The sequence below is a fragment of the Xenorhabdus budapestensis genome, assembly GCF_002632465.1.
Taxonomy (GTDB): domain Bacteria; phylum Pseudomonadota; class Gammaproteobacteria; order Enterobacterales; family Enterobacteriaceae; genus Xenorhabdus; species Xenorhabdus budapestensis.
In genome coordinates, this window is record NZ_NIBS01000033.1 from 1 (window position 1) to 20731 (window position 20731).

28 protein-coding genes and 4 pseudogenes are annotated in these 20731 nt (G+C 40.5%); 21 read left to right on the forward strand and 11 right to left on the reverse strand.

The features are described 5' to 3' along the window. Nucleotides 1-67: 67 nt before the first annotated feature. The 8 genes and pseudogenes from Xbud_RS17180 to Xbud_RS17215 form a co-directional block, all read right to left on the reverse strand. Nucleotides 68-490, reverse strand: coding sequence for an antiterminator Q family protein (locus Xbud_RS17180; protein ID WP_099137270.1), 423 nt, complete (start codon nucleotides 488-490; stop codon nucleotides 68-70). Next, the gene (locus Xbud_RS17185) at nucleotides 490-1458 is read right to left on the reverse strand and encodes a DUF7146 domain-containing protein (protein ID WP_169923101.1); all 969 of its coding nucleotides are present in this window, start codon (nucleotides 1456-1458) and stop codon (nucleotides 490-492) included. Before Xbud_RS17185 ends, Xbud_RS17180 begins: the two co-directional genes overlap by 1 nt. Nucleotides 1459-1463: 5 nt before the next feature. Further along, a complete protein-coding gene (locus Xbud_RS17190; RefSeq protein ID WP_099137272.1) occupies nucleotides 1464-2255 on the reverse strand; it encodes an eL43 family ribosomal protein in 792 nt (263 codons plus the stop codon). After that, a complete protein-coding gene (locus tag Xbud_RS17195) occupies nucleotides 2248-2838 on the reverse strand; it encodes an HNH endonuclease signature motif containing protein (protein WP_099137273.1) in 591 nt (196 codons plus the stop codon). The genes Xbud_RS17190 and Xbud_RS17195 overlap by 8 nt, the downstream gene beginning before the upstream one ends. 88 nt (nucleotides 2839-2926) lie before the next feature. Beyond that, nucleotides 2927-3907, reverse strand: a pseudogene (locus Xbud_RS17200) (DEAD/DEAH box helicase); the annotation flags it as partial. 224 nt (nucleotides 3908-4131) lie between these two features. Then, on the reverse strand, nucleotides 4132-4506 hold the full coding sequence (locus Xbud_RS17205; protein WP_099137274.1) for a hypothetical protein: 375 nt from the start codon (nucleotides 4504-4506) through the stop codon (nucleotides 4132-4134). Nucleotides 4507-4756: 250 nt separating this feature from the next. Continuing rightward, nucleotides 4757-5041: a hypothetical protein gene (locus Xbud_RS17210; protein WP_099137275.1), complete on the reverse strand. Its 285-nt coding sequence runs from the start codon at nucleotides 5039-5041 to the stop codon at nucleotides 4757-4759. 8 nt (nucleotides 5042-5049) lie between these two features. Next, a complete protein-coding gene (locus Xbud_RS17215; RefSeq protein WP_099137276.1) occupies nucleotides 5050-5265 on the reverse strand; it encodes a helix-turn-helix transcriptional regulator in 216 nt (71 codons plus the stop codon). A gap of 98 nt (nucleotides 5266-5363) precedes the next feature. Between Xbud_RS17215 and Xbud_RS17220 the strand changes: the two genes are divergently transcribed. The 21 genes and pseudogenes from Xbud_RS17220 to Xbud_RS17315 all read left to right on the forward strand — a co-directional run bounded on the left by Xbud_RS17220 (nucleotide 5364) and on the right by Xbud_RS17315 (nucleotide 17132). Next, a complete protein-coding gene (locus Xbud_RS17220; protein ID WP_099137277.1) occupies nucleotides 5364-6344 on the forward strand; it encodes a LexA family transcriptional regulator in 981 nt (326 codons plus the stop codon). A 224-nt stretch (nucleotides 6345-6568) separates the two neighbouring features. Next, on the forward strand, nucleotides 6569-6763 hold the full coding sequence (locus Xbud_RS17225) for a hypothetical protein (RefSeq protein WP_099137278.1): 195 nt from the start codon (nucleotides 6569-6571) through the stop codon (nucleotides 6761-6763). A 14-nt stretch (nucleotides 6764-6777) separates the two neighbouring features. Beyond that, nucleotides 6778-6954: a hypothetical protein gene (locus Xbud_RS19950; RefSeq protein ID WP_169923099.1), complete on the forward strand. Its 177-nt coding sequence runs from the start codon at nucleotides 6778-6780 to the stop codon at nucleotides 6952-6954. An 18-nt stretch (nucleotides 6955-6972) separates the two neighbouring features. Continuing rightward, on the forward strand, nucleotides 6973-7353 hold the full coding sequence (locus Xbud_RS17230; protein ID WP_099137279.1) for a hypothetical protein: 381 nt from the start codon (nucleotides 6973-6975) through the stop codon (nucleotides 7351-7353). A gap of 273 nt (nucleotides 7354-7626) precedes the next feature. Next, nucleotides 7627-7806 (forward strand): carbon storage regulator CsrA, encoded by a 180-nt coding sequence (gene csrA / locus Xbud_RS17235; protein WP_099137280.1) that lies wholly within the window; start codon nucleotides 7627-7629, stop codon nucleotides 7804-7806. 1 nt (nucleotide 7807) lies between these two features. Further along, nucleotides 7808-8032 (forward strand): hypothetical protein, encoded by a 225-nt coding sequence (locus Xbud_RS17240; RefSeq protein ID WP_099137281.1) that lies wholly within the window; start codon nucleotides 7808-7810, stop codon nucleotides 8030-8032. 17 nt (nucleotides 8033-8049) lie between these two features. Then, the gene (locus Xbud_RS17245; RefSeq protein WP_099137282.1) at nucleotides 8050-8289 is read left to right on the forward strand and encodes a hypothetical protein; all 240 of its coding nucleotides are present in this window, start codon (nucleotides 8050-8052) and stop codon (nucleotides 8287-8289) included. Next, nucleotides 8286-8696, forward strand: a complete 411-nt coding sequence (locus Xbud_RS17250; RefSeq protein ID WP_099137283.1) for a hypothetical protein — start codon at nucleotides 8286-8288, stop codon at nucleotides 8694-8696. Before Xbud_RS17245 ends, Xbud_RS17250 begins: the two co-directional genes overlap by 4 nt. Before the next feature lie 153 nt (nucleotides 8697-8849). Beyond that, nucleotides 8850-9041 carry a PerC family transcriptional regulator gene (locus Xbud_RS17255; protein ID WP_244590017.1) on the forward strand — a complete coding sequence of 64 codons (192 nt, stop codon included), beginning with the start codon at nucleotides 8850-8852 and terminating at the stop codon, nucleotides 9039-9041. Then, nucleotides 9041-9259 (forward strand): hypothetical protein, encoded by a 219-nt coding sequence (locus Xbud_RS17260; protein ID WP_099137285.1) that lies wholly within the window; start codon nucleotides 9041-9043, stop codon nucleotides 9257-9259. The genes Xbud_RS17255 and Xbud_RS17260 overlap by 1 nt, the downstream gene beginning before the upstream one ends. Beyond that, complete coding sequence (locus Xbud_RS17265) at nucleotides 9252-10040, forward strand: ORF6N domain-containing protein (RefSeq protein WP_099137286.1); 789 nt, start codon at nucleotides 9252-9254, stop codon at nucleotides 10038-10040. Before Xbud_RS17260 ends, Xbud_RS17265 begins: the two co-directional genes overlap by 8 nt. A 16-nt stretch (nucleotides 10041-10056) precedes the next feature. Beyond that, nucleotides 10057-10281, forward strand: coding sequence for a hypothetical protein (locus Xbud_RS17270; protein WP_099137287.1), 225 nt, complete (start codon nucleotides 10057-10059; stop codon nucleotides 10279-10281). 219 nt (nucleotides 10282-10500) lie between these two features. Then, entirely contained in the window at nucleotides 10501-11133 is a 633-nt protein-coding gene (locus Xbud_RS17275) for a KilA-N domain-containing protein (protein ID WP_099137288.1), read from the forward strand. After that, a complete protein-coding gene (locus Xbud_RS17280; protein WP_099137289.1) occupies nucleotides 11123-11455 on the forward strand; it encodes a hypothetical protein in 333 nt (110 codons plus the stop codon). Before Xbud_RS17275 ends, Xbud_RS17280 begins: the two co-directional genes overlap by 11 nt. Next, on the forward strand, nucleotides 11439-11627 hold the full coding sequence (locus Xbud_RS17285; RefSeq protein ID WP_099137290.1) for a helix-turn-helix transcriptional regulator: 189 nt from the start codon (nucleotides 11439-11441) through the stop codon (nucleotides 11625-11627). The genes Xbud_RS17280 and Xbud_RS17285 overlap by 17 nt, the downstream gene beginning before the upstream one ends. Before the next feature lie 279 nt (nucleotides 11628-11906). Beyond that, nucleotides 11907-13129 (forward strand): annotated as a pseudogene (locus Xbud_RS17290) (tyrosine-type recombinase/integrase). Between the two features lie 143 nt (nucleotides 13130-13272). Continuing rightward, entirely contained in the window at nucleotides 13273-14277 is a 1005-nt protein-coding gene (locus tag Xbud_RS17295; protein WP_099137291.1) for a hypothetical protein, read from the forward strand. 198 nt (nucleotides 14278-14475) lie between these two features. Then, nucleotides 14476-14681, forward strand: a pseudogene (locus Xbud_RS17300) (helix-turn-helix transcriptional regulator). A gap of 86 nt (nucleotides 14682-14767) precedes the next feature. Beyond that, on the forward strand, nucleotides 14768-15463 hold the full coding sequence (locus tag Xbud_RS17305; RefSeq protein WP_099137292.1) for a Rha family transcriptional regulator: 696 nt from the start codon (nucleotides 14768-14770) through the stop codon (nucleotides 15461-15463). A gap of 4 nt (nucleotides 15464-15467) precedes the next feature. Then, nucleotides 15468-15929, forward strand: a complete 462-nt coding sequence (locus Xbud_RS17310) for a hypothetical protein (RefSeq protein ID WP_099137293.1) — start codon at nucleotides 15468-15470, stop codon at nucleotides 15927-15929. Nucleotides 15930-16475: 546 nt separating this feature from the next. Beyond that, nucleotides 16476-17132, forward strand: a complete 657-nt coding sequence (locus Xbud_RS17315) for a hypothetical protein (RefSeq protein ID WP_099137294.1) — start codon at nucleotides 16476-16478, stop codon at nucleotides 17130-17132. A 296-nt stretch (nucleotides 17133-17428) separates the two neighbouring features. On the opposite strand, the gene Xbud_RS17320 is transcribed toward Xbud_RS17315, so the two are convergent. From Xbud_RS17320 to Xbud_RS17340, 3 genes and pseudogenes are all read right to left on the reverse strand, one after another. After that, a complete protein-coding gene (locus Xbud_RS17320; RefSeq protein WP_099137295.1) occupies nucleotides 17429-17869 on the reverse strand; it encodes a biopolymer transporter ExbB in 441 nt (146 codons plus the stop codon). A gap of 20 nt (nucleotides 17870-17889) precedes the next feature. Continuing rightward, a pseudogene (locus tag Xbud_RS17325) lies at nucleotides 17890-18728 on the reverse strand (protein rexA). A gap of 845 nt (nucleotides 18729-19573) precedes the next feature. Then, nucleotides 19574-20062 (reverse strand): hypothetical protein, encoded by a 489-nt coding sequence (locus Xbud_RS17340; RefSeq protein ID WP_099137299.1) that lies wholly within the window; start codon nucleotides 20060-20062, stop codon nucleotides 19574-19576. Between the last annotated feature and the right edge of the window lie 669 nt (nucleotides 20063-20731).

Below are 20731 nucleotides of genomic sequence, written 5' to 3' on the forward strand. Positions count from 1 at the left end.
AGGTTGCTAATGATAAATCACAAACGGCGATTATTCCTATTTCTCTGTACTGAATATACTCCGCTAATCACATTGAGCAATTTAGACCCGTTTGCCCTGCCCAATTGATGACTTCTTTTTGTACGTATTTATCCAACTCCAAAGTCACCCCTGATACCGCCAGCACACCTTCAATAAATCCCTCCGCTGCCTGTAACCGTTTTGAGACTTCGTTATGGGAAATGCCTAACTTGGTGCCTATTGTCCTCAGTGTGGACGCCTTGATATAGTGCAGTACAATCAATTGGAAAAGATACGGGTTATATTTTTTCAATCGCAGAACGGCGGCGTCAATCGCAATGCCATCATCATCACAACATTGAACACGGGTCTTTCGAGTGCTGGGAACCAGACCTTTAAACCCTGCGGCAGTGGGCGCCCAGTCAACGTCACTGTTTCCTTCACTAGCCCACGCCCCCCAGCGTTCCATGACTAATTGAATATCACGCATTATGCTGTCTCCGCTGTTTTTTTCATAAATACTAATTCTCTGGCCTGATCTCCGTTCTGGAGCAGGTCGTTAAAATCCCCACTGTCCGGCCAGCGAACACTGACCCTTTCCAAATCGTTATTTGCCTTTAGATTTTTAGTCGCACACGCCATTGCCGCCGCATGACCTGTGGCGCTCCAGTCCGTATCCGCGAAGATAATGAGGTGTTTAACTCCCCTAGGAACCAGAAAGCGCTCCATAAAACCCGCATTCACGACTGACCAAGTGTTAACGCCGTAAATCTGTTTGCAGGACAGCGCGGTTTCGATGCCCTCGGCAATCCCCAGTGTCGAATCGACAGGAAAAAGGCGAATGGCCAGTGACTGAGCGTGATCGCGATAGCTATCTTCCTGCGTAGCATCCAGTTTCTTTTGCGGGGTAATGTCGGCCTTTTTGTCCCCGTCAAGGTAGGTACGATGCAGATAGCATAATGTCCCTTTCGCGTCGGTCACCAGTGACCAGAGCGCCTGTAGCTTCCCATTGCGGACAGGCTGTTCGGCGCAATACCTCACGTTATCAGCGGGCAGAACATGAATGCCCCTGCTTCGCAGATAAGCTTCACCCTGTGTGCCTTTCAGGTTGGGCAGATTGGAGTAACAGGCGGTCACTCGGTTTCTGAATTTGGTGATATTTGTCTCTTTTTTCACTACGCTGCGCTTGTCTGACTGGATACCCAGCAACAGATCAATCTCGTCCGCTAATGTCTTGTAGTCTTTCCCCTGCGTCAGGGTGAGTAACTTCCAGCCATCCCCCACATTACAGGTGCAGATAAACGTCCCCCTGCCATCCCGATCATCAATGCGGAATTTACCTTTCTGCCCGCATATCGGGCACTTCCCTTTAAAGTGATTTTTCCCTGTCACAGGCGGCAATTTGTAGTAAGCAAAGATTTCAGGCCAGCGGCCTATCACGGCATCCGCCGTTTTTATTCTGTTCACAGTGCTTCTCCCTGATATAACGGTGTATCTAACTGCTTACGAATTTCACGCACCTTGCCCCGGGCAACTTCAAGGCGCATTTCCTGTTGTTCGTTGCTGGACGGCTGCACCTGTTCGGTTTTCTTACGGGATTTCGCCCAGGCAATTTGTTTGTGCTTGATGAAATTGTTCACTTCGGGTGTCAGTTCCTGCGGGGTGTCATGCAGCCCACGCGGATAGACGCCGAACTTGTCTTTAAACGTATTTCCTACCCAGCCATCACTGAGGATCTTCCCTTGTGACACCCGCTGGTTCTGGTAGTACTTCAACTGCGAGTAGAAACTCTGCTTTTCAGCCTGGGTATAGATGCGTTCTTTCTTGCTGAGTTTCTGAATGGTGCGGCTGGTATCGACATCAACATCCTCACCTGTCAGCGGCTTAAATCCACACTTCGGGCAGACATAGACACCCGCTGGCTTCATGTAATGACAGGAGGAACACTCTTTCGGTAGCTTCTCCCGCTTCTCCTGTTCCCGGTAACTGTCACGGGTTTTCATGCCGTCGTTTTTACTGGGCAACTCGTCATATTCGATATCATCCGGGTAGCCGAGGCGATGGACTGTGCCGGAGTGATCCAGAATGATGGCTGCTTTCTTCTGAACCCTGGGTACATTGATAACAATGTCTGCTGGTAAGTCATTGTCAGAAACAATAATAGTGTCACCATTCTCTTGGTGAAGGTTCATGATGATGTCGCGTACATGCTCGATATCATCTTTACAAGCCGTTTTGAATAAGACTCTAAACATGTTTCCAGACCTCACCTTGTTTAATCCATGTAATAGTTGATGCGACAACACCAAACTCAGCGGCTAAGTCACGGCAAAGTCCCTTATAGGGAGTTTTTAATCTTTCTCTTATTTCAATGACGTCTTTAGCAGTTAACTTGGCTGTTCCTACCTGCTCACCATGAGGTATATTTCTGAATAACTTCTCTCCTGAGTGACGCCTGTTTTCTAAATTAGTGACCCACTCAAGATTTTCGACACGATTGTCCGACTTCATTCCATTGATATGATTAACCTGAGGTTTATTGTCGGGGTTCGGTATCCAAGCCAATGCAACCAAGCGATGTACCTGATACGAACGATCCCTAATGCAAACATGCTGATATTTACCGTAACGGGTGTTTTCTGATTTCGCATCCTTGCCTCTGTTGGTTGATTGTCGGTATATCCGCTCCTTCCGAACTGAATAGGACTGATTCTTTTTGTTCCAAAGGCGATAACTGCCAGCTTTAACCACCGAGCCGCATCTGGATACATACACAACGGCCTCAGTGGTTTCGGGCATATCATCAGAACGCCATGAGAAGGCTTTTTTAAATTTCATGATCAACCTCCTTGATTTCCCTGTCTGCAAGTAAGCCGCTTCTTTTGGAAAGGTATTCGGTATATAGTTTTGAAAAGTTATCGACTGGACGTAGTGATCTGCCGATTGATTGCAACCAACGGATCTCTGACTTGGTAGGCCGGGCATAGATAATGCAGCGGACATCACTGTCAAAACCCGCCACGAGAACGCCAATGTTCACAATGATTTTTGTCGCACCCTGCTCAAACCGATGGATAATCAAATCCCGTTCATCTTGAGGGGTATTGGCGGTCATCACCTCAGCATTCACCCCGGCACGGTTGAATTCGACGGTGATAAAGTTGGCGTGACTGACATTGACACAGAAACAAATGGTGGGCTGGTTTTCGCCCAGTTTAAGCCAGCTACTGACCACATCCCCCACCAAATCAGCCCCGCACATGATTTCGGCTATCTCATCTTCCTTGTAATCGCTGCCGTAGTCGTCATTGCGGGCAGACTTCACCTTGCTTAAATCGGGCTTGGTCGGGGCGTAAAACTCATACGCACTCAGGTCACCACGCTGGATTAATTCTTTTATCGTGGTGGGCTTTATCAACTTCTGGTAGTAGTGACCGAGGAACGGCGAGAACGGGGTGCCCGACAGCCCTACCACCTTGCAATCTGTTTCCGAGGTCAGCCGCGTGATTTCTTCCAGTATCTTTTTGCGTTTCAGGTGCGCTTCATCAATTACCAGCAGATTAATGTCTTCGGGAAAATCACGGCGGATTAGTGTGTCAGCCGACGCAATCTGAATCAGCTTTGATGAGTCTTGATTGGGGTGATCACGCCAGATATACGCGATTTCATCCTCCGGCAAGCCGTACTCGATAAAGCGCTGGGCAGTCTGATTTATCAAGACAAGGTATGGGCAGATCATCATGACTTTTTTGTTTTTTGATACAAAACCGTCAATAATGAATGCTGACAAGGCGGTTTTCCCTGCCCCTGTCGGGGCGTACACCATGAAAGAATTAAAGCCCTTCCAGTTCTGACGCAGCAGATTTAAAGCACGTTCCTGTGCAAAGTTCGGCGTAATATTCAGCATGGCTTCACTCCCTGTTTATTTTTCTGCGTGACCGTGCGATACTTTATGTCGGTAACCGCATCTGTATTACCGACTGCAAGAACCGAATTGGCTATCTCTGCTAAAGTTTCGCTGTTCGGTTTCTTGCTCCCTCTTACATTCCCATTCTGACTTAACATTGATACCCCCATTTGAATGATGTCCACTGCCAGAGGAAAAGCCCTTTTCTGTCTAGTGCCTGTTTGCTAATACCTGAACTGGGTGGCACGGATCACATCAATGCCGTTCACGCGATAACGCAAAGGCTGCTTGCCATTCTTGAGCAACACAAAGCCGGATATCCCCGCAGGCAGCTCACTGAGTTTCAGCAGCGAACGTTTACGCGGTGATCGGTTGTCAGCCTCGATGGCGCATTTCTCACCAGTTCGTGTGGTCACCATGTAATCGACGCGACCATTTCGGCCATCGCTTAATCCGGTCACGGTGAAATTCTTTTGCAGGAACCAGCCTTGCTCACGGATTTTTGCAGTGAGTACCGTTTCAAATTTCTGCATGTCGGCGACAGTGAGAAATTGCTCTTCCAGCAAGGTGATTAATTTTTCTTTCAGCTCTGTGCTCATGTTGATTTCCTCAATTGTTATTTTTGTATCACTTGGGTAGTACGGCGATTTTTGATATCCCATTAAGTGCACTTATCTAACTTAGGTATTCCCTACTGAGATCTATTTAAGTCATGTGTTCTTACTTGGCTGTGCTTTACCTTTCTGAACTCTCCAGCTCCCCCTTACCCCCTCGGTTCTCTTCCCTATTGATGTACTAGTAAAGTGATACATGAATAGACCTCCTAACAACTCCAGTTTTAACGCTTAATCAATTACCCGATACGGCTATCGGCTGTTCTGTGTAACCCTTCATCGATCTGTAATTTTTCTTGAAGAACAACCGGAGCCATGTGTTAGCAGCTCTGGCGCCGGTGTTATCCCGTCGATGCGGCACAGGATCTTCATCCCGCCGAAGTTTGTAGACGTAGGCGTATTTATCCCTCGCGTATTCCCTTGTGGTTGAGTTCATCGCGGCAAGCATCTTTTGAATCCATTCCGCATCGCTCGGGTGATAAACATCGGGCATTGCTACGCTGGTAAAATCAGGAAACATGATCTTTCTCAGGGACCTTGTGTATCATCTGCAAAAAGTTGATCTAAGCTACACTTAACGCCTTGAATGGTTAGTACTTCCACCAGCTTTTTAGATATTGCTATGTCAGGAACTCTAATGCCTGTCTCATAGTGACTGATAGCTGAGGGTGTTAAACCAACCAATGCAGCCAAATCTTTTTGTTTTAGCTTTGCCATTTTTCTGTATTTTTTTATTGAGTTCATGATTATTCCTCCACAACACAGATAATATATTCCTTTTTGTGTATAATCAATACAAATTGTACATTGAAATACTCATTGTTTGAGAAGAGAATTAATACATGAAAGAAATATGGTATGAACTGGTTAAATCCAGAATGAGAGAGCTTGATATTTCTCAAGAAAAATTAGCCGAATCCCTGGGAGTTACACAGGGGGCGGTAGGGCATTGGCTGAACGGGAGAAGGGTTCCTTCTATCGAAATAACTATGGAAATAATGAAAGCCGTAGGACTTAATAATATCAGCTTTGATTCGGAGGGGACGATAAATCATGCAGAAAAAAAGATATCCACACTAAGCACTTATCATAAAACTAACTCCTTAAAAGACCGACTAAAAACCGTCTTAGTTAATGAAAGGATGAAACAAAGACAACTGGCAGATGCGTTGAATGTTAGCGCCCAGACCGTTAATAACTGGCTGAGTAGAAATGCTATAAGCAGAGAAGCCGCACAGAGCATTAGCGAGCAGTTTGGGTATTCACTAGATTGGCTGTTAAATGGGGTGGGCGATCAAAAACTGGAAAATTCGGTAAAACACCACTACGCTAAATCTGATATTCCTCCAGAGAGTGAATGGGTCGGAGCTTCCTCATGGGATAGCCTCACTCCATTAGATGATAACGAAGTGGAAGTACCGTTTTTGAAAGATATTGAATTTGCATGCGGCAATGGCAATGTGATTGATGTTGATTATAATGGATATAAATTGCGATTTTCCAAATCAACATTACGGCGGATAGGAGCTCCGACAGACGGTTCAACAATCATCTGTTTCCCTGCAAAGGGGAATAGCATGGAACCGGTTATACCAGATGGCGCAGCAGTCGCTATTGATATATCCCACAAACATATTACTGATGGTAAAATTTACGCTATAGAACAGGACGGATTAAAACGTATTAAGTGCCTGTATCGCAAGCCAGGTGGAAAGTTACTTATCCGTAGTTACAATCGTGATGAATATGAGGATGAGATTGCCGATGAATCCAGCGTGAAAATTATCGGCAAATTATTCTGGCATTCTGTATTGCACTATTAACCACACCTTATTAGCCCCAACCAAAACCCCGATAAGGGGTTTTTTTATGCCTATATAGTGATATATATCACACTTATAACACATCAAAAAAATAAAATTCATTATTAATCAATGCATTGAAAAATACCTGTATTTTTAATGCAAATTTGTGTTGATAATGAAAAATACGGTATGTATTATTTATACACACAAAGAATATATAACATCAATGCTTGGGGATATTTATGTTTAATGTAATTAGTAATATTGAGAAAAAAGCAGCTCAATCCAGCACCATACTTTCTATGCTATCCAAGCACAGCGAAAAAATGGAGCCATCGGATGTGGCTGTACTAATAGAACTTGCCAGTGAACTTAGTGCCGAAATCTCAAGTTGGTTTTTAGGCATAGAGTCTAAAAATACCTCATCCATCAAATAAAGAACATTTTTACCATGAAAACCTTTATCTTTGCAGCCATTGAGCGTTCCAATATGAAACAAACACGCCCTGCATGTGTTAGGACTCAAGCAAGTGACAGGGAAGAAGCAAAAAAGTTATTAGCTCCTGTATATGTCATTTATGGCTGGATAGGACAAATAGTTAATTATAACCAAAATAAACAATATTAAATTTAAGAGGAATTAAAAATGCAAAAGAAAGAACCTGTAATTATCGCAAATGGAAACAGCATTGAGGAAATTTATCAATGGATGGAAAATAAATTAGAAGCGCGCCGTGATGTAGTTACTCTTGCAAGACAGGTGGAATACATAAACAAAGAGCGTGAAAAAACGAATAAGCAATTCAATGATGCAGTTAATCAATCTCAGTTAAATATTTCTAAGCAGGATTATGAGCGGGAAACTAATAATAATCCGCTCATAGAATTAGAACGAGAAAGATGGGAACTTATTCGCCAGTTGGGATGGAGTTACCCAAAAGTTGATGAACGTGATTACGAATCGCCTGTTCGCGATTGTAACGACTGCTGTCGCTTTCCTTCATCTCTTTCACAAGAGAAAGGCTGAAAGTTTCTAGGTCACGATAAACGTACTCCCTTTGTTCTTTATTTAACACCTTGAGAATGGAGTGAATAATACGATTAAAGGCGGCTGTTTCAATTTCAATCTGCCTTAACGCTTTTTCTTGACCAGAATCTTGAATCATAAGAAAAACCTCGTGTCTATTGGGGAAGCTGAAATATAACAAAATCCTGTCTGTTGGGGAATAGCAGGATACCACTGCCACCTGAGGTGGTAAAACAAACAGGTTCATTTATGCGATCTGACAAAGGAGACCCAATGTTAATTCTAACCCGTCGCCCACAAGAAAAAATCAGAGTGGGTGATGATCTCGAAATAGTAATATTAGGCATCAACGGTAATCAAATTAAAATAGGTGTTCAAGCACCCGAAGGTATTCCCGTACACCGTGAAGAAATATATCAACGAATCCAGCAAGAACAGAATAAGGTTGAATAACATGAAAATAAAATTACCGACTAGTGATAAATGTCGCTTAAAGAATGCAATAAATATTAATGCAGAAATGAATGTTTTATTAATATCATCATTGAAAAAATTAGAAGAAGAATTTGAATCTAAACAAGAAGTTGAACCTGATTATTACTATATGTTACGTGCAGTAAAACGATTATCAGTCTGTCAGTTTGAGGATCTTACTAAATTAAACGAAATCTTCGAATAAAAATCTCGGGGTGGAATATGATAGATAAATTACAAACAGCCGTCGAAATTGCAGAGGAAGTTGAAGTTCAATTAGTTCCATTAATGTGTGAAATTGATAGTGGAAACACGGTAGACGCATATTTAATGTGCAGAGGTATTTATCGTCAATGCAAGGTATTAGCTGAAAAATTAAGGGAAGCTGCTTACGAAAACAATGTAAATGCAGTGAGTGAAATAAGAGAAAGAAAAAATAAAACCATAAGGAAAGAATCATGACAACACTTAAACCCATCGAAATAGCCACTAACCAAGATATCCAAATTGAAATCCGTGAGGTTTACGTCGTTCACGGTGCTAACAAAGCTTATCTGAGTGAAAGTGGCGCACTGAATAAACTGGCTTACGTTCGGGCACAAAAGCAGTTCAACGCAGAAGACAGATCAAGTAACTTCCCTGTCAAAACAATTAAACAGGAAGACGGCACGCTCGCATTACGCCGAGGTGAAATGCGCCCTGAATTTATAGAACGGCAAGCCGAGGTATTGGAAGAACTGAAAGCCGATGTTAGGCAAGTAAGAGAAATAGCTCGACTTAAAAAGGAATGCAAGAAAGCAAAAGAGAAATTGCTAACAATCTTGGATGATTTAGAAAACGCAGAACATAAATACAGAAATTCAAAATAAAAACAACAAAACAAATTTAATTACAGCGCCATCGCTGGGGAATTGCTCACGCTAAATTCAGACTGATTACAAATAAGGAGTTAGGAATGAAAAATAAAACCTATTTAGATTTTGCTAAAGAATTGAAAAGGTATATGAATAAACAGGCGGCAAATGATGACAGCATATGAATCAGCAATACAAAGCGCCAAAAAACTTCAAAGCAAAGGTTTATTTCGCCGTGCTGCCAATAAATGGGGTGAAGCACTTTCATTAACTCAGAATAAAAAACAAGAACAGGAATGCACGAAGAATAATCTGCACTGCATCCGAAAAGCGAAAATCAAAATACAAGAGGGGTGGTAATGGCAAAACGAAGAAGTAAAACCCGACGGGGATTTGATGGAGTAACAATTCCTCAGTTATTCCGATTAAAAGAGAACTCAATAACAGAATACGCAAATTCAAAAAAATTTATCGCCCCTTATTCGATAGGCGACGAAGTATTAATACCACTCAATCGGGCAATGAGACGTCACGCAAAGAAAAAAGGGATCAAATTGGAAGAGGTGAACAATGACTAAGAAAAACGAATTAATAACTATCGACTCAAATAAACTCCCAGTAATCGAATGGGAAGGTGTTCGTGTCGTTACCACTGAAACGTTGGCGATTGGATACGGAACAGAACCAACAAACATCCGTTCCAATATCGCTAATCATCGCAGCCGCTTTATTGAGGGTATTCATGTATTCACTCTTAAAGGTGATAGCTTTCAATCATTTAAGAACCAAGGCAATAATATTGACTTGGTTAATAAACACGCAAATCAAATCACCCTTTTCACAGAGAAAGGTGCAGCTCGCATGTCGAAGATTCTTGATACCGATGAGGCATGGTCTTTCTTTGAAAAGATGGAGTCAGCGTACTTTCACCAGAAAAAACCAGCAACCAATCACCCTGCTTTGCCCGGTGATTACATTGCAGCTCTGGAAGCGCTTCTGACAACTGAAAAAGAAAAGGTCGTCATTACTCAAGAACGTGATGAAGCTCGCCGTACCAAATCACAAATCAGCCACAGGCGTGAAGCTCAAGCCCTCGGCAAGCTCGGCGCTGTTACCCGCAAGTGCCGAGCACTGGAAGAACGTCTGGGCGAAAGCACAAAACACGCAACGGTTACGGCTGTGCAGAACGCCACAGAAAAAGAATACAACTACGCCCCACTCCGTAAATGGTGCCGTGAAAACGACATCGAAGTTGTGAAGGTTCCCGACACCCGATATGGACATGTTAAGTCATGGCCTGCCGAAGCATGGCTGGCTGTATACGGTGTCGATCTCAACAAACTGTTTGGTAAGAAGTGAGTAGGGAAGAAGAACTATGAAAATCGACTATCAGGATAAAGGCAGCACGGCACAAATTATCATTGCCAGTTTCATCACTGAACGCCGACTGCATAACCGTTGTGTTGATGCTCTCCTGTTAACTACGCCTGTTCATGTGTCTTCTGCCGGCTTCTTCTTCAGAAGAACCTTTCTCACAGGCAGGGTGAATCACGTGATGCGTGCTTACAAAATCATTTGCATGGAGGCAGACCGTGACTGAGGGACATCACCAGAGGGTGGACATTAACGACGAACTGGTCAGAACGGTAGTCCACATTGATGACGGCAGGGATTACATCAAGCAGCATATCCACCGCATGAGACGTAACTTTTACATTCATGAGGGCATCCGCCCTCCGTCACCACCCGCCCCCAAAGTGGCAGGCGTGAAGATAACACCTGTGAAGAATAACAAAAGCGTAAAACGAGGTAAAAAGTAATGAAAGGCAAACTATTACCTATGGTTGTCGGCGTAGAAATCACTACCGATTCAGAAGGGCGCTTTAACCTGAATGCCTTGCATAAGGCGAGTGGTGAGAACGAGAACAAAGCGCCCAACCAATGGCTGAGAACCAAGTATGCAAAAGAACTTATCGCAGAATTAGAGGCTAAGTTATTGAAAAACAATCAGACGGCATATTTGCAGTCTGGTCAAAAAGCCATCGATGTAAACAATGGAGGTACATCACCGGGCACTTATGCTCATGAACTGATAGCGGTTTCCTATGCAGGGTGGATTCGTCCAGATTTTCAGCTTGACGTGAATCAGGCATTTATCGATTTCAAATCGGGAAAATCAGGTATCAGCATTAATGCCTTGCCATCACTTGATCACATGGTTGGCAAATTTGACGAGTTACGCCACCAGCTCACACGGGATGAAAAGAAAGAAGCTGAACTGCTTTCTGTGTGCAGCCAAATCATGAACGCCCGCAAAAAGACCAAAGGAAAACGCCAGAAAATGATTAGTGCACTGAAAGAAGCAGGTCAGATGTCCATAGGTTTGATGGGAACAGTGAAGAAGAACAATGATCAAGATAAACACCTGGAGGAAAGCAGTCATGATCAATAACTCATTCCACCTGACACAAATCATCGCCTCGGTCTGGGGCGATCCTGCTGATATCACCCATGCAGTCTGGCAGGCTGGATACCGTAAGCCAGAACGGAAGGAAGAAGACATTGCTGCACTGGTTATCGACGTAATGAATGGGGTGCCTGATCAGATACCCTACAACGAAAGGCCAAAGAATTTGGAGGATATTCTCACTACAGAACTGAACAGCATTATTTTTGATGCGACATGGGAAGGAAAAGCAACACCAGCGAAAGTGGCCAAGGTGATTTTGGGGAAAGGGTATCGGAAAGGAGGCAGCAATGGAACCAATCAATGATGAGTCTTTAATTGATATGAAATATATGACTCGTGATACTGGGTTCACCGCAAAATATTTTTATAGCCAAATTAAAAAAGGTAAACTTCCTAAACCACAAAAATTCGGAAATCACTCTAGATGGAAGTATAGAGAATACAAAAAATGGAAGAGTTTATTTTTCGAAAGCTAAAATTATAGTGTGGGCATCATTGCGGGCACCCTTGCAAACAATAAAATTAATTTCATTTAATATCAATGAAATAAATATAGATTCGAAGTTTGCAGGGGGCGCCAAATAAACATCTCTCATAGTCTATTCAAGTCAATTAATCCCAGTAAAATCAGCTCATTAACAGCACATCCCTTCTCTAGAGGTCTAGTCTCGTCTTTCTAAATCTATACAATTTGTTGTATAGTTTTTTGTATAAAAATTCCCTATACATTCTTTCTATACAATATTGGGTGATTTATAAAGCTGACAGGCTTGACAATCAAGCGAGCCAAACCAAAGGAAAAGGCCTATACATTGGCCGATGGTAACGGGCTATCTTTGTTGATTGATACTAATGGCTCTAAGGGTTGGCGATACCGTTATCAATTTGCGGGTAAAACCAAAATGATCTCATTAGGTATCTATCCGGTAGTCACACTCAACGAAGCCAGAACCAAGCGCGATGAAGCAAGAAAGCTGGTGGCTAATGGGCTTAATCCCAGCGAAGTAAGAAAAACTGAAAAGATATCCGCGGCAAACCTGATAGAGAACACCTTCGAAAACATAACCCATGAATGGTACGAGAAACGTGTAGACAGGTGGTCTTCTTCTTATGCCAAAGAAATGATGGAAACATTTGAAAAAGACGTTTTCCCATATATAGGCAATAGGCCTATTGCTGAGATTAAGCCAATGGAACTTATGGCTGTTTTATCACGAATGAACGATCGAGGAGCGACAGAAAAACTCAGGAAGGTACGTCAACGGTGTGGGGAGGTATGGCGATATGCAATAGTAACAGGGAGAGCTGAATATAATCCCGCCCCAGATTTAGTGTCTGCTTTTGCTCCACATAAAAAAGAACATTATTCATTTTTAACTGTTGATGAGATCCCTGAGTTCTATAAATCCTTAAATGCCTATACTGGCAGTTTCATCGTAAAAATGGGGATGCGATTACAAATGATAATTGGTGCCCGTCCCGGTGAATTACGCAAAGCTGAATGGTCAGAGGTTGATTTTAATAAAGCGCAATGGGAAATACCTGCTGCGAAAATGAAAATGCGCCGTACTCATATTGTGCCATTATCAAATCAGGCTATCGATATTTTAGAACAGTTAAAGCCCATTACAGGACAAGGGAAATATGTTTTTCAGGGTAGGAATGATGCAAATAAACCTATGAGTGAAATGGCATTAAATTTATTAATTAGTACTACAGTCGTATGGGTTATAGCGGTAGAGCCACAGGTCACGGCTTTAGGCACACCATGAGCACTATATTGCACGAACAAGGCTACAACACCGCATGGATTGAAACACAGCTTGCTCATGTTGATAAGAACAGCATTCGAGGAACCTACAATCACGCCCAGTATTTAGATGGTCGTAGGGAAATGCTGCAATGGTATGCCGACTATATGGATGCACTCGAACAAGGCGAAAATGTGGTACATGGCACATTTGGGAAACGTGCTTAACTGGATGAATAGACAGCAATAATTGACTTTAGTAGACTATCAAAGACGTTAAAGAATAAAGCTATGCCTAGGTTGATCCCTAAAAACCCGTACACCTCTACGGGCTGGCATAGCTCCTGCGAATAGAGGGCGTGAGGTGACGTGTGGATATTAAACCGATTGATTTTGATTTAATCAATTATCATGCAGGGGAAATTCTTCAGTTTTACTGGGATATAAGGTTGTGCATGTTAGCTTCTCGCACAGTAAGCAGCGATTCCATTGATGATCAAATGGAATCGGCAAAAAAATGTGAGAAGATTTTAGAAAAGTTTGCATTTGATATGAAAATTAATGAATCACATAAGATTATTAATGATTTCATATCCACAATATCTATTAATAGAGCACTTGAATTGCTTGGCATAGAATATAACACCAATGTAAACTTTTACGAGTATAGTCTTTCTTTTTTATCCAATGAACAATCTAAAAAAAGATATTTTGATAGCTACGAATTTAAGAAAATTAATGATATAAGATTATTATGTGTAATAGTGCGTCGTTTCGCTGCATACTTGGCAGGATTTGATTTAACTGGCTATTTTGAAAGGAAAATAGCTTTTTTAGAAGAATACAAAGAAAAACTGGAAGAAGTATTAAAACTAAATACACATTGGATTTTATCCTCAGATACTGATGAGGATTATCATAATATTATTAATGGAAACAGTAATTTAAACCCTATTATCATAGACTCCAAAATAAACACACTTAAAAATGAATTAATAACCAAAAGAGATGACGAAACAAAAAGAGAAAGAATTCTTCTTTCTGAAATTGCAAAATCTCTATTGGCCCATAAAAAAAATAACATTGCAAGGGTATTAACACTAATATCAGCATCACCCATTTTAAATAATTATATTGACCCAAGAACAATATCTAGGATTGTAAAAAAGACAAAGGAGAGTAAGGAGAAAGAAAATAATTCTTTAATTTATTACAACGAAATTATAAGTGTGAATAAAAATAAAATAAAAGAGTTAGAAATATCACAGCGTTACTTTACACGCACCTATAAGAGAGGAGGGCAATATGTAAACCCGCTTTCTAGTAGAAGAAACTTATTGATACATAAATTTAAGTATGAGCTGGAAAACCTATAAAAGACAAAAACAGGAAGAAAATAACCCATTTTTGTCATGGCTCTATACTTTCTTATGGGACGAGTTATTAACATGACATATTAATGAATATATTCAAATTAATGTGTCATTCCTTGTTCAAACAAATTAGCATAGCATTCCCTGAAATCAAACAACGTCCATTACAACATATTAAGGACTAGATAACAGGAGGGCTACATGCCAGCAATCACCATACCTAAAGAAAATCTTATCCGCTTACCCGAAGTTCAACGCAGAACTGGGCGTGGATCTACAAACTCATTGCAGATAATAAATTTCCTAAGCAAGTCAAGATTGGTACTCGCTCAGTCGCTTTTATTGAATCAGAAATTAATGACTGGATATCACAGCGAATCTCTGAATCTCGCGGCGAGGTTATGTAATGAAAAACTTTATATTCCTGCCAGTAGTAGACAATGTGAATAACACGTATAGCAGAAAATCGAATTAATTAAGACAGGGTAAAAATATGACATCCAAAAATATGGCCTTATCCGGTCAGGGACTCGCTCACGCTGAAAACAGTCAAGAACCTATTTTGGTTCAGCACAGAACTGAATCGAGAATTGATAGCCGCTTGTTTGCAAAGCGTGCTGGATTACAGCACCGCAGCTTATACAAATTAATCAAAGCCAATATTAAGCAGCTAAGGGAGTTTGGTTCACTGCCGTCATTTGAAATCGCAGCAGTGAAAGAGATTGGGGCACGAGGAATTAAGCACAATCGCTATTACTTACTCAACGAAAACCAATTTGATTTTATCTGCCGTATTGTTCGTGGGCGCAATCATGAACAAATGACCCAGTTCAAATTGGACGTGACAAAGGCATTCAGTAAGAAGCGAGCTGCTGAACCTATCCGCCGTGAATATCTGCCGAATTACCATGAGTCACGTGATGCGTTAAGGGATTTAGGCGCAGAACGTCACCACTACATCAATCTTGCCCGTACTGAGAATCGCTTTGCGGGGTTGCTGGATGGTGAACGTCAGAGCGCAGATGAACAACAGTTAGGGTTGCTCGTCTGTATGCAGAAAATCGAACAGGCAGCCTTTCAAGACGCAAGGAATGCAGGGTTATCACCGACTCAGGCGTTAGGGGAAGTGAGCCGCCGTATTGAGCAATTTGCAACACTGATGAACCCAATCGGGCGCATTGGAGGTTAATTTGATGAGTGGTCATAACATGCTCTTTGATCCCCCTAAACGGGGGAATCAAAGATTAAATATTGAACAATCAGCCACAAAGCGAGGAGAAATTAACTATAGGGATTCCTCCAGTTTAAGGAGTCCTATTGTCGAGGTCATTATCTCAGTGACCTCGAAGAATACCGTGGTCCTCACTTTGGCTGGTCACTCAGAGAAACTTTTCGCTCACACATTGGCTGAAATTTTAGCTGATGGGTATGCGAATATTTTCGGATACCTCAGTAACCCATTGATATTTAATCAAACTGCAAATATGCAGTCTGGTCATAATATGCGCGTATCATTTAGCGACGCGCAAACTTTGCGGCTGTCATTTAGTCAGTCACAAAAAGAAAAGGATAGCACGGCGAATGCTACCCTTTGGGATGATGGTTCTTTCCATCATAAGATTTCACTTATGCTATTTCTTTGGCGTATAGCGTAGAGAAAGGCATCAACCTTATCAAAACTTATCATTTGGCTTACCTGAGTTTTGGTTTTGTAGCCTTGAATTCGAAGAGTCTTTGCTCTGAGGTGGCAATGTTTCCCCGATTTGAAATCGGGAAAATCAGCCATCTTCTACATGCGGAATAATCCCGCATCTAAAACCTGTGCTATGCAGAAATAAGGGAACTAAATAGGCTTTCAAATCCCATTTATGTAACTTATTGATTTTTATTAATTCCTGCACAGAGAGAGAAGCCAATAATATCAATAGATTAAATTATAATTTTACGTAATTTATTAATTTATATGATTTCTATCACTGAGGCATGGATTTATGGAATTAAGGGTTAAAGAAAACATCTTTCTGTTCACTCTTTAAAAATAACATATTGAAATTATTTTCTGACTATGAGTATAGTACATCGTATTGGAGTGCTTGCTATTATATTCTTCGTTTGTGAATGCTTTCGCTACCTTGATCCAGCACGGTTTTTGCAAAGTGATATGACGCACCAGAACTACAAGTTTATTTAAGGGGTTCATTATGATTGATAGTGATGAAGATGATGATATGCCCATTGGGGAGCGAATTGATAACCTTGTTAGACTTAGAAGGCCTGTTAACTTTGTTCTACCTAATAATAAAACGATTAAACTTAATAAAACCGCTCTATTAAACAATTCTAATGGTATTGCTGCATTTGAAAGAATGAATGACTCTATTTTTCCAAATAAACTTAGCATGATGAGTAAGCCTATTCCAGTTCAGAATAATAAAGTATTACAGCGTCCTGCGAGTCCAAAATCACTTTATTATTTGGAAAAATACATCGAGTATTCGAAAGCGAAAGAGGACACCAAGTATCGTTTGATAAATTTTATAACTCATGAACCCAAAGCGGCTGATGGTCAATATATCTTTGTTATTTCTGCTAATGACCCTCTTATTATACGCTGTGCAAGGAGCGTGCGAGATAGTAACTACCATTGGTATGATGCCGTTGATGGACATAGTTCAATAAGCTACAGACAGGCGGTGTATTTCGCCGGAACCTTATTATTTGACAAAGGTCAACTGTTGGAATGGACAAACGCCAGTGGGCATTATAAACCCTCTAAGGATTCGGCGTTGTTGCTGACACCCCATATTAGGCACCTACTGCCTGATTCCAAATTCCGTTGCATTAGCTTTAATAAATAACGCTTAATTTCAGTATCAGGGGCATGATGCCCCTACCCTCACTCCACCCGTTCAGTATCCGTTGTTACCCCTGTTGCCTTCAACCTTAAATTCCACACCGAATCTTCCGGCACCCGGTTAGACGTCCGTGTCCAGATGCCGGAGGATTCTATCTGGAACCAGAAACAGGTATTGGCGTCTGATCCTCCGCAGGAGCATGGCGCCACGTCAGCCGTCAATAAATAGCCAATAGGGGAGATTAGCGGGTGGATTGGGGGCAGATGCTAAAAAGCCCTCGCGGGGAGGGCTGAAAGGTATTAGCTTTTTTTTGAGAAATTGAATAACTGAAATAATAACAAACATATATGGATAAAGGAGGCTATAGCAATTCCAATTGTGATTGATGGCAATGGAATCCCTGTTATATTTGAAATCAGCAATATACCAGAAAAGAAAAGAATACCGAGCTCAACAAATACAAATGAGTACATTATTACGACAGATGTCATATAGCCATAGTGATTTAGCTTGGTTATATTACGCCCTCTTAATCCTATGACAAATGTCAGTGCTGCTATTAGTACGGCTATGGTGGTTCCTGAGTATGACGCAATAGCACCGCCTAATGCACCCCTATTGTTCGCAAAAGAAATGTCAGGAGCTAAAAAATATTTAAAGGTAAAATAAAGTATTATTACTATAATATATGGCAACAAAATTAGGATTAAGGCTGGTGCAACCTTATGTTTTTTTGTCATTTGCGCCCCCTTAATCTCAGTTATCTCAAACCGTTGCTTATGGCTTGATTGAAACTCCTCATTATAGCTGATCTCATTCTAACAAAACAATTGTGTATCTCTTCTGCTATTTCTGCGTTTGATACTTTATGCAGGTTAGCACTAATTTGCCCTTTTCCTGAGAGGTAAAATTCAGTAAGGATATCTGCCATTTCTTCTCTAGCTTTTATATGTATATCACTAAATGCATCGCCTTGTCTTTCTATTATTTGAGTGGTTATTTGTTTTATATCTCTGTTTTTTTTGGGTTTTATTATTACCTCAAGGCCATTAAGTAATTCTTCTGGTATATCTCGGCACCCCATGGTGCGTAAAATATTATTTATAATGGCTACACCCCGCCCATCAGATTCCACTCTTAAAGTAGTTCGTCCAATGAATTGCATTGTCAATGCATTTTCTGTTGTTACATTTTGCATTAATGGTTCAATTTGAAGTGAGGTGTCACTTAATTCCTTTTGCATGATGTAATGCTTTAATTCTCGAATTTTGGGGCCATACATAGATGATGCAAAGCCCATAATATTTCCATTAATAAAAACAAATGATGGGAAGCCAAGCGATTCATCGGAAGCCAGACTATCTCTAATATTAGCGACTGAAAAAGTTGATGTGTTGATTTTTTTATCAATTCACTATCGCTTGTTTTGGTGAAAAGATATGTGCTTTCGTCAATTTTATGAAGGTATAAGTGGTAAGTATTGCAATCTAGCTCATGTTCTTGTGGATTTATAATATTATTTTCAAAAAGGCTCAATAAATTGATTCTTTCTTTGATATCATTATTTTCTTGATAGAATGCATAAAAATTTATCTTCATAATAAACCCTGTTTTTATAACCACTTATACGTAATCTGAATTCAGTCCCACCACACACTACATCACTTCCGCTAATAATTTGATCAGAAATTGCTTAATCTGTGAAGTGGAAAGAGAGCTAATTTGTAGGGCCGCAACAAAAAGTGCATTCGTTAATTTAATGTTATCATCTGGCGATTCGGAGCCGCTGCTTCCCAATCCCTTGATCCCCTTAATTTCCGGTTCTGTGACATAATCACGTAAAATCAATGCATTACATAAAGGGGATAATTATCCCATTTTTAACTATTTGATATTATTGGATTAATTTCATTGTCGAGAATTAATAAAAATAAATCACTTAGATAAAGGTGAGATTTTTCACCTTTTGGCACGCTTCCGTTTCAAACGGAGGTGTGGGATTAACTATAGGGATTCCTTTAGCTTAAGGAGTCCTGTTGCCGTAGTCCTCACTTTGGCTGGTCACTCAGCGAAACTTTTCGCTCAGTTCCAATCGGACAAATTTTGGGTTGATCACGCCAATTGGGATTTGAAAGCCCATTTAAGTGGGAATGCCTACTTTGACGATAACACATTGATATTTAATCAGACCCCGAATTTGGGGTCTGCTTATAATTTGAGCGCCGATAATATCGGTATGCAAAGTCCGATTATCGGATATTGGATTTTGCATCGACGTTTTTCGTCGGCACAAATAATAATCAAATAGTTAAAAGGTGAGAAATCTCACCTTTAGCTAACTTGTTGATTTTGCTTATTTCCGGCACAGAGACGGAATTAAATGAAATCAATGGGTTAAAAGAGGAGGATGCTCCTATTTAGTTTGTATTTAATTAAATTGTTAATTATTGAAATGTTATCTTTATATTTTTATTTTTCATTGCATAAAAATCGACAGATTTATTATGGCATACTAACTCACTGCAAGTTACTTCTTTTACCAATTCATTACATCCATTCACTTTTACATACCATGCGACCGGAGCTCCTTGAGTGTCATGAACATAAACATCAACATTAAAACTTAACCCACATCTAACTATATTTCCAGAATCGGGATAACGTACAGACCAATTCACATATCTATCAGAAGAGCTACAACCGAATAAAGTATCACTATCCTTTAAATCCATTGTCCTGCTCTCATTCTGAGGAATGTTTATCTTTGCATTACCAGCGTCATTCATACAATAATCAGAGTCTCTGTCAATATATATATTTTTATCCGAAGAATTTATAAACTGAACGTTATATAAAGTTTCAGAAAACGCTGGCTGCATGAATAAAAACAGAACAACCAAGACAGAGCCAGATATAATTTTCATGTTATTCATATCACACTCCTTTTGATGAAATTACCCAAAATAAAATTCGTATTACTTTACTGTTAATGGAGTACTGAGATGATAATTGCTAATATCATATAGGTTATTCACCTATCCGCTTTTAGTATAAGTAAGCACCCTTAATGACCATAACTTAAAATCCAACAGACAATTAAGGTTGTTTAATCTGCAATTTTCTGCGGGTTAATTATGTCAATCCCCTCAACAATAACCATAAGATACCGTTTTAATTTGAAATATATTTTTTATCACATGCCTACAAATTAGCTCTCTTTCCACTTCACAGATTAGGAAAGTTCTGATCATATATTAGTAAAGTTATTTAGTATGGTGAGCATTGGTTTATCAATATGGCGGGCTGACGAAACATTCTAATGAATGGCCTGTTTTCATTAGCGATGACTATGAATAGAAAGGTTTATGAATGAGAACATTAGGTGTAAGGGCTGAGCCAAAGCAAGTATCATTCGTTGTATTTTGCAATAAAGAAAATGACTTGCTCTGCGTAGATAAGATAGTTGTACCTAAAACCTTAGAGATACCAGAACAGTTAAAATAACGCGATGCTCGACTTTAACATCCTATAACGTTGGCTTGTTGAAGCCAGTCGCGTTGACTTTTACCTTGTTTAAAATTGGCAAAAATACCCAACGTGTG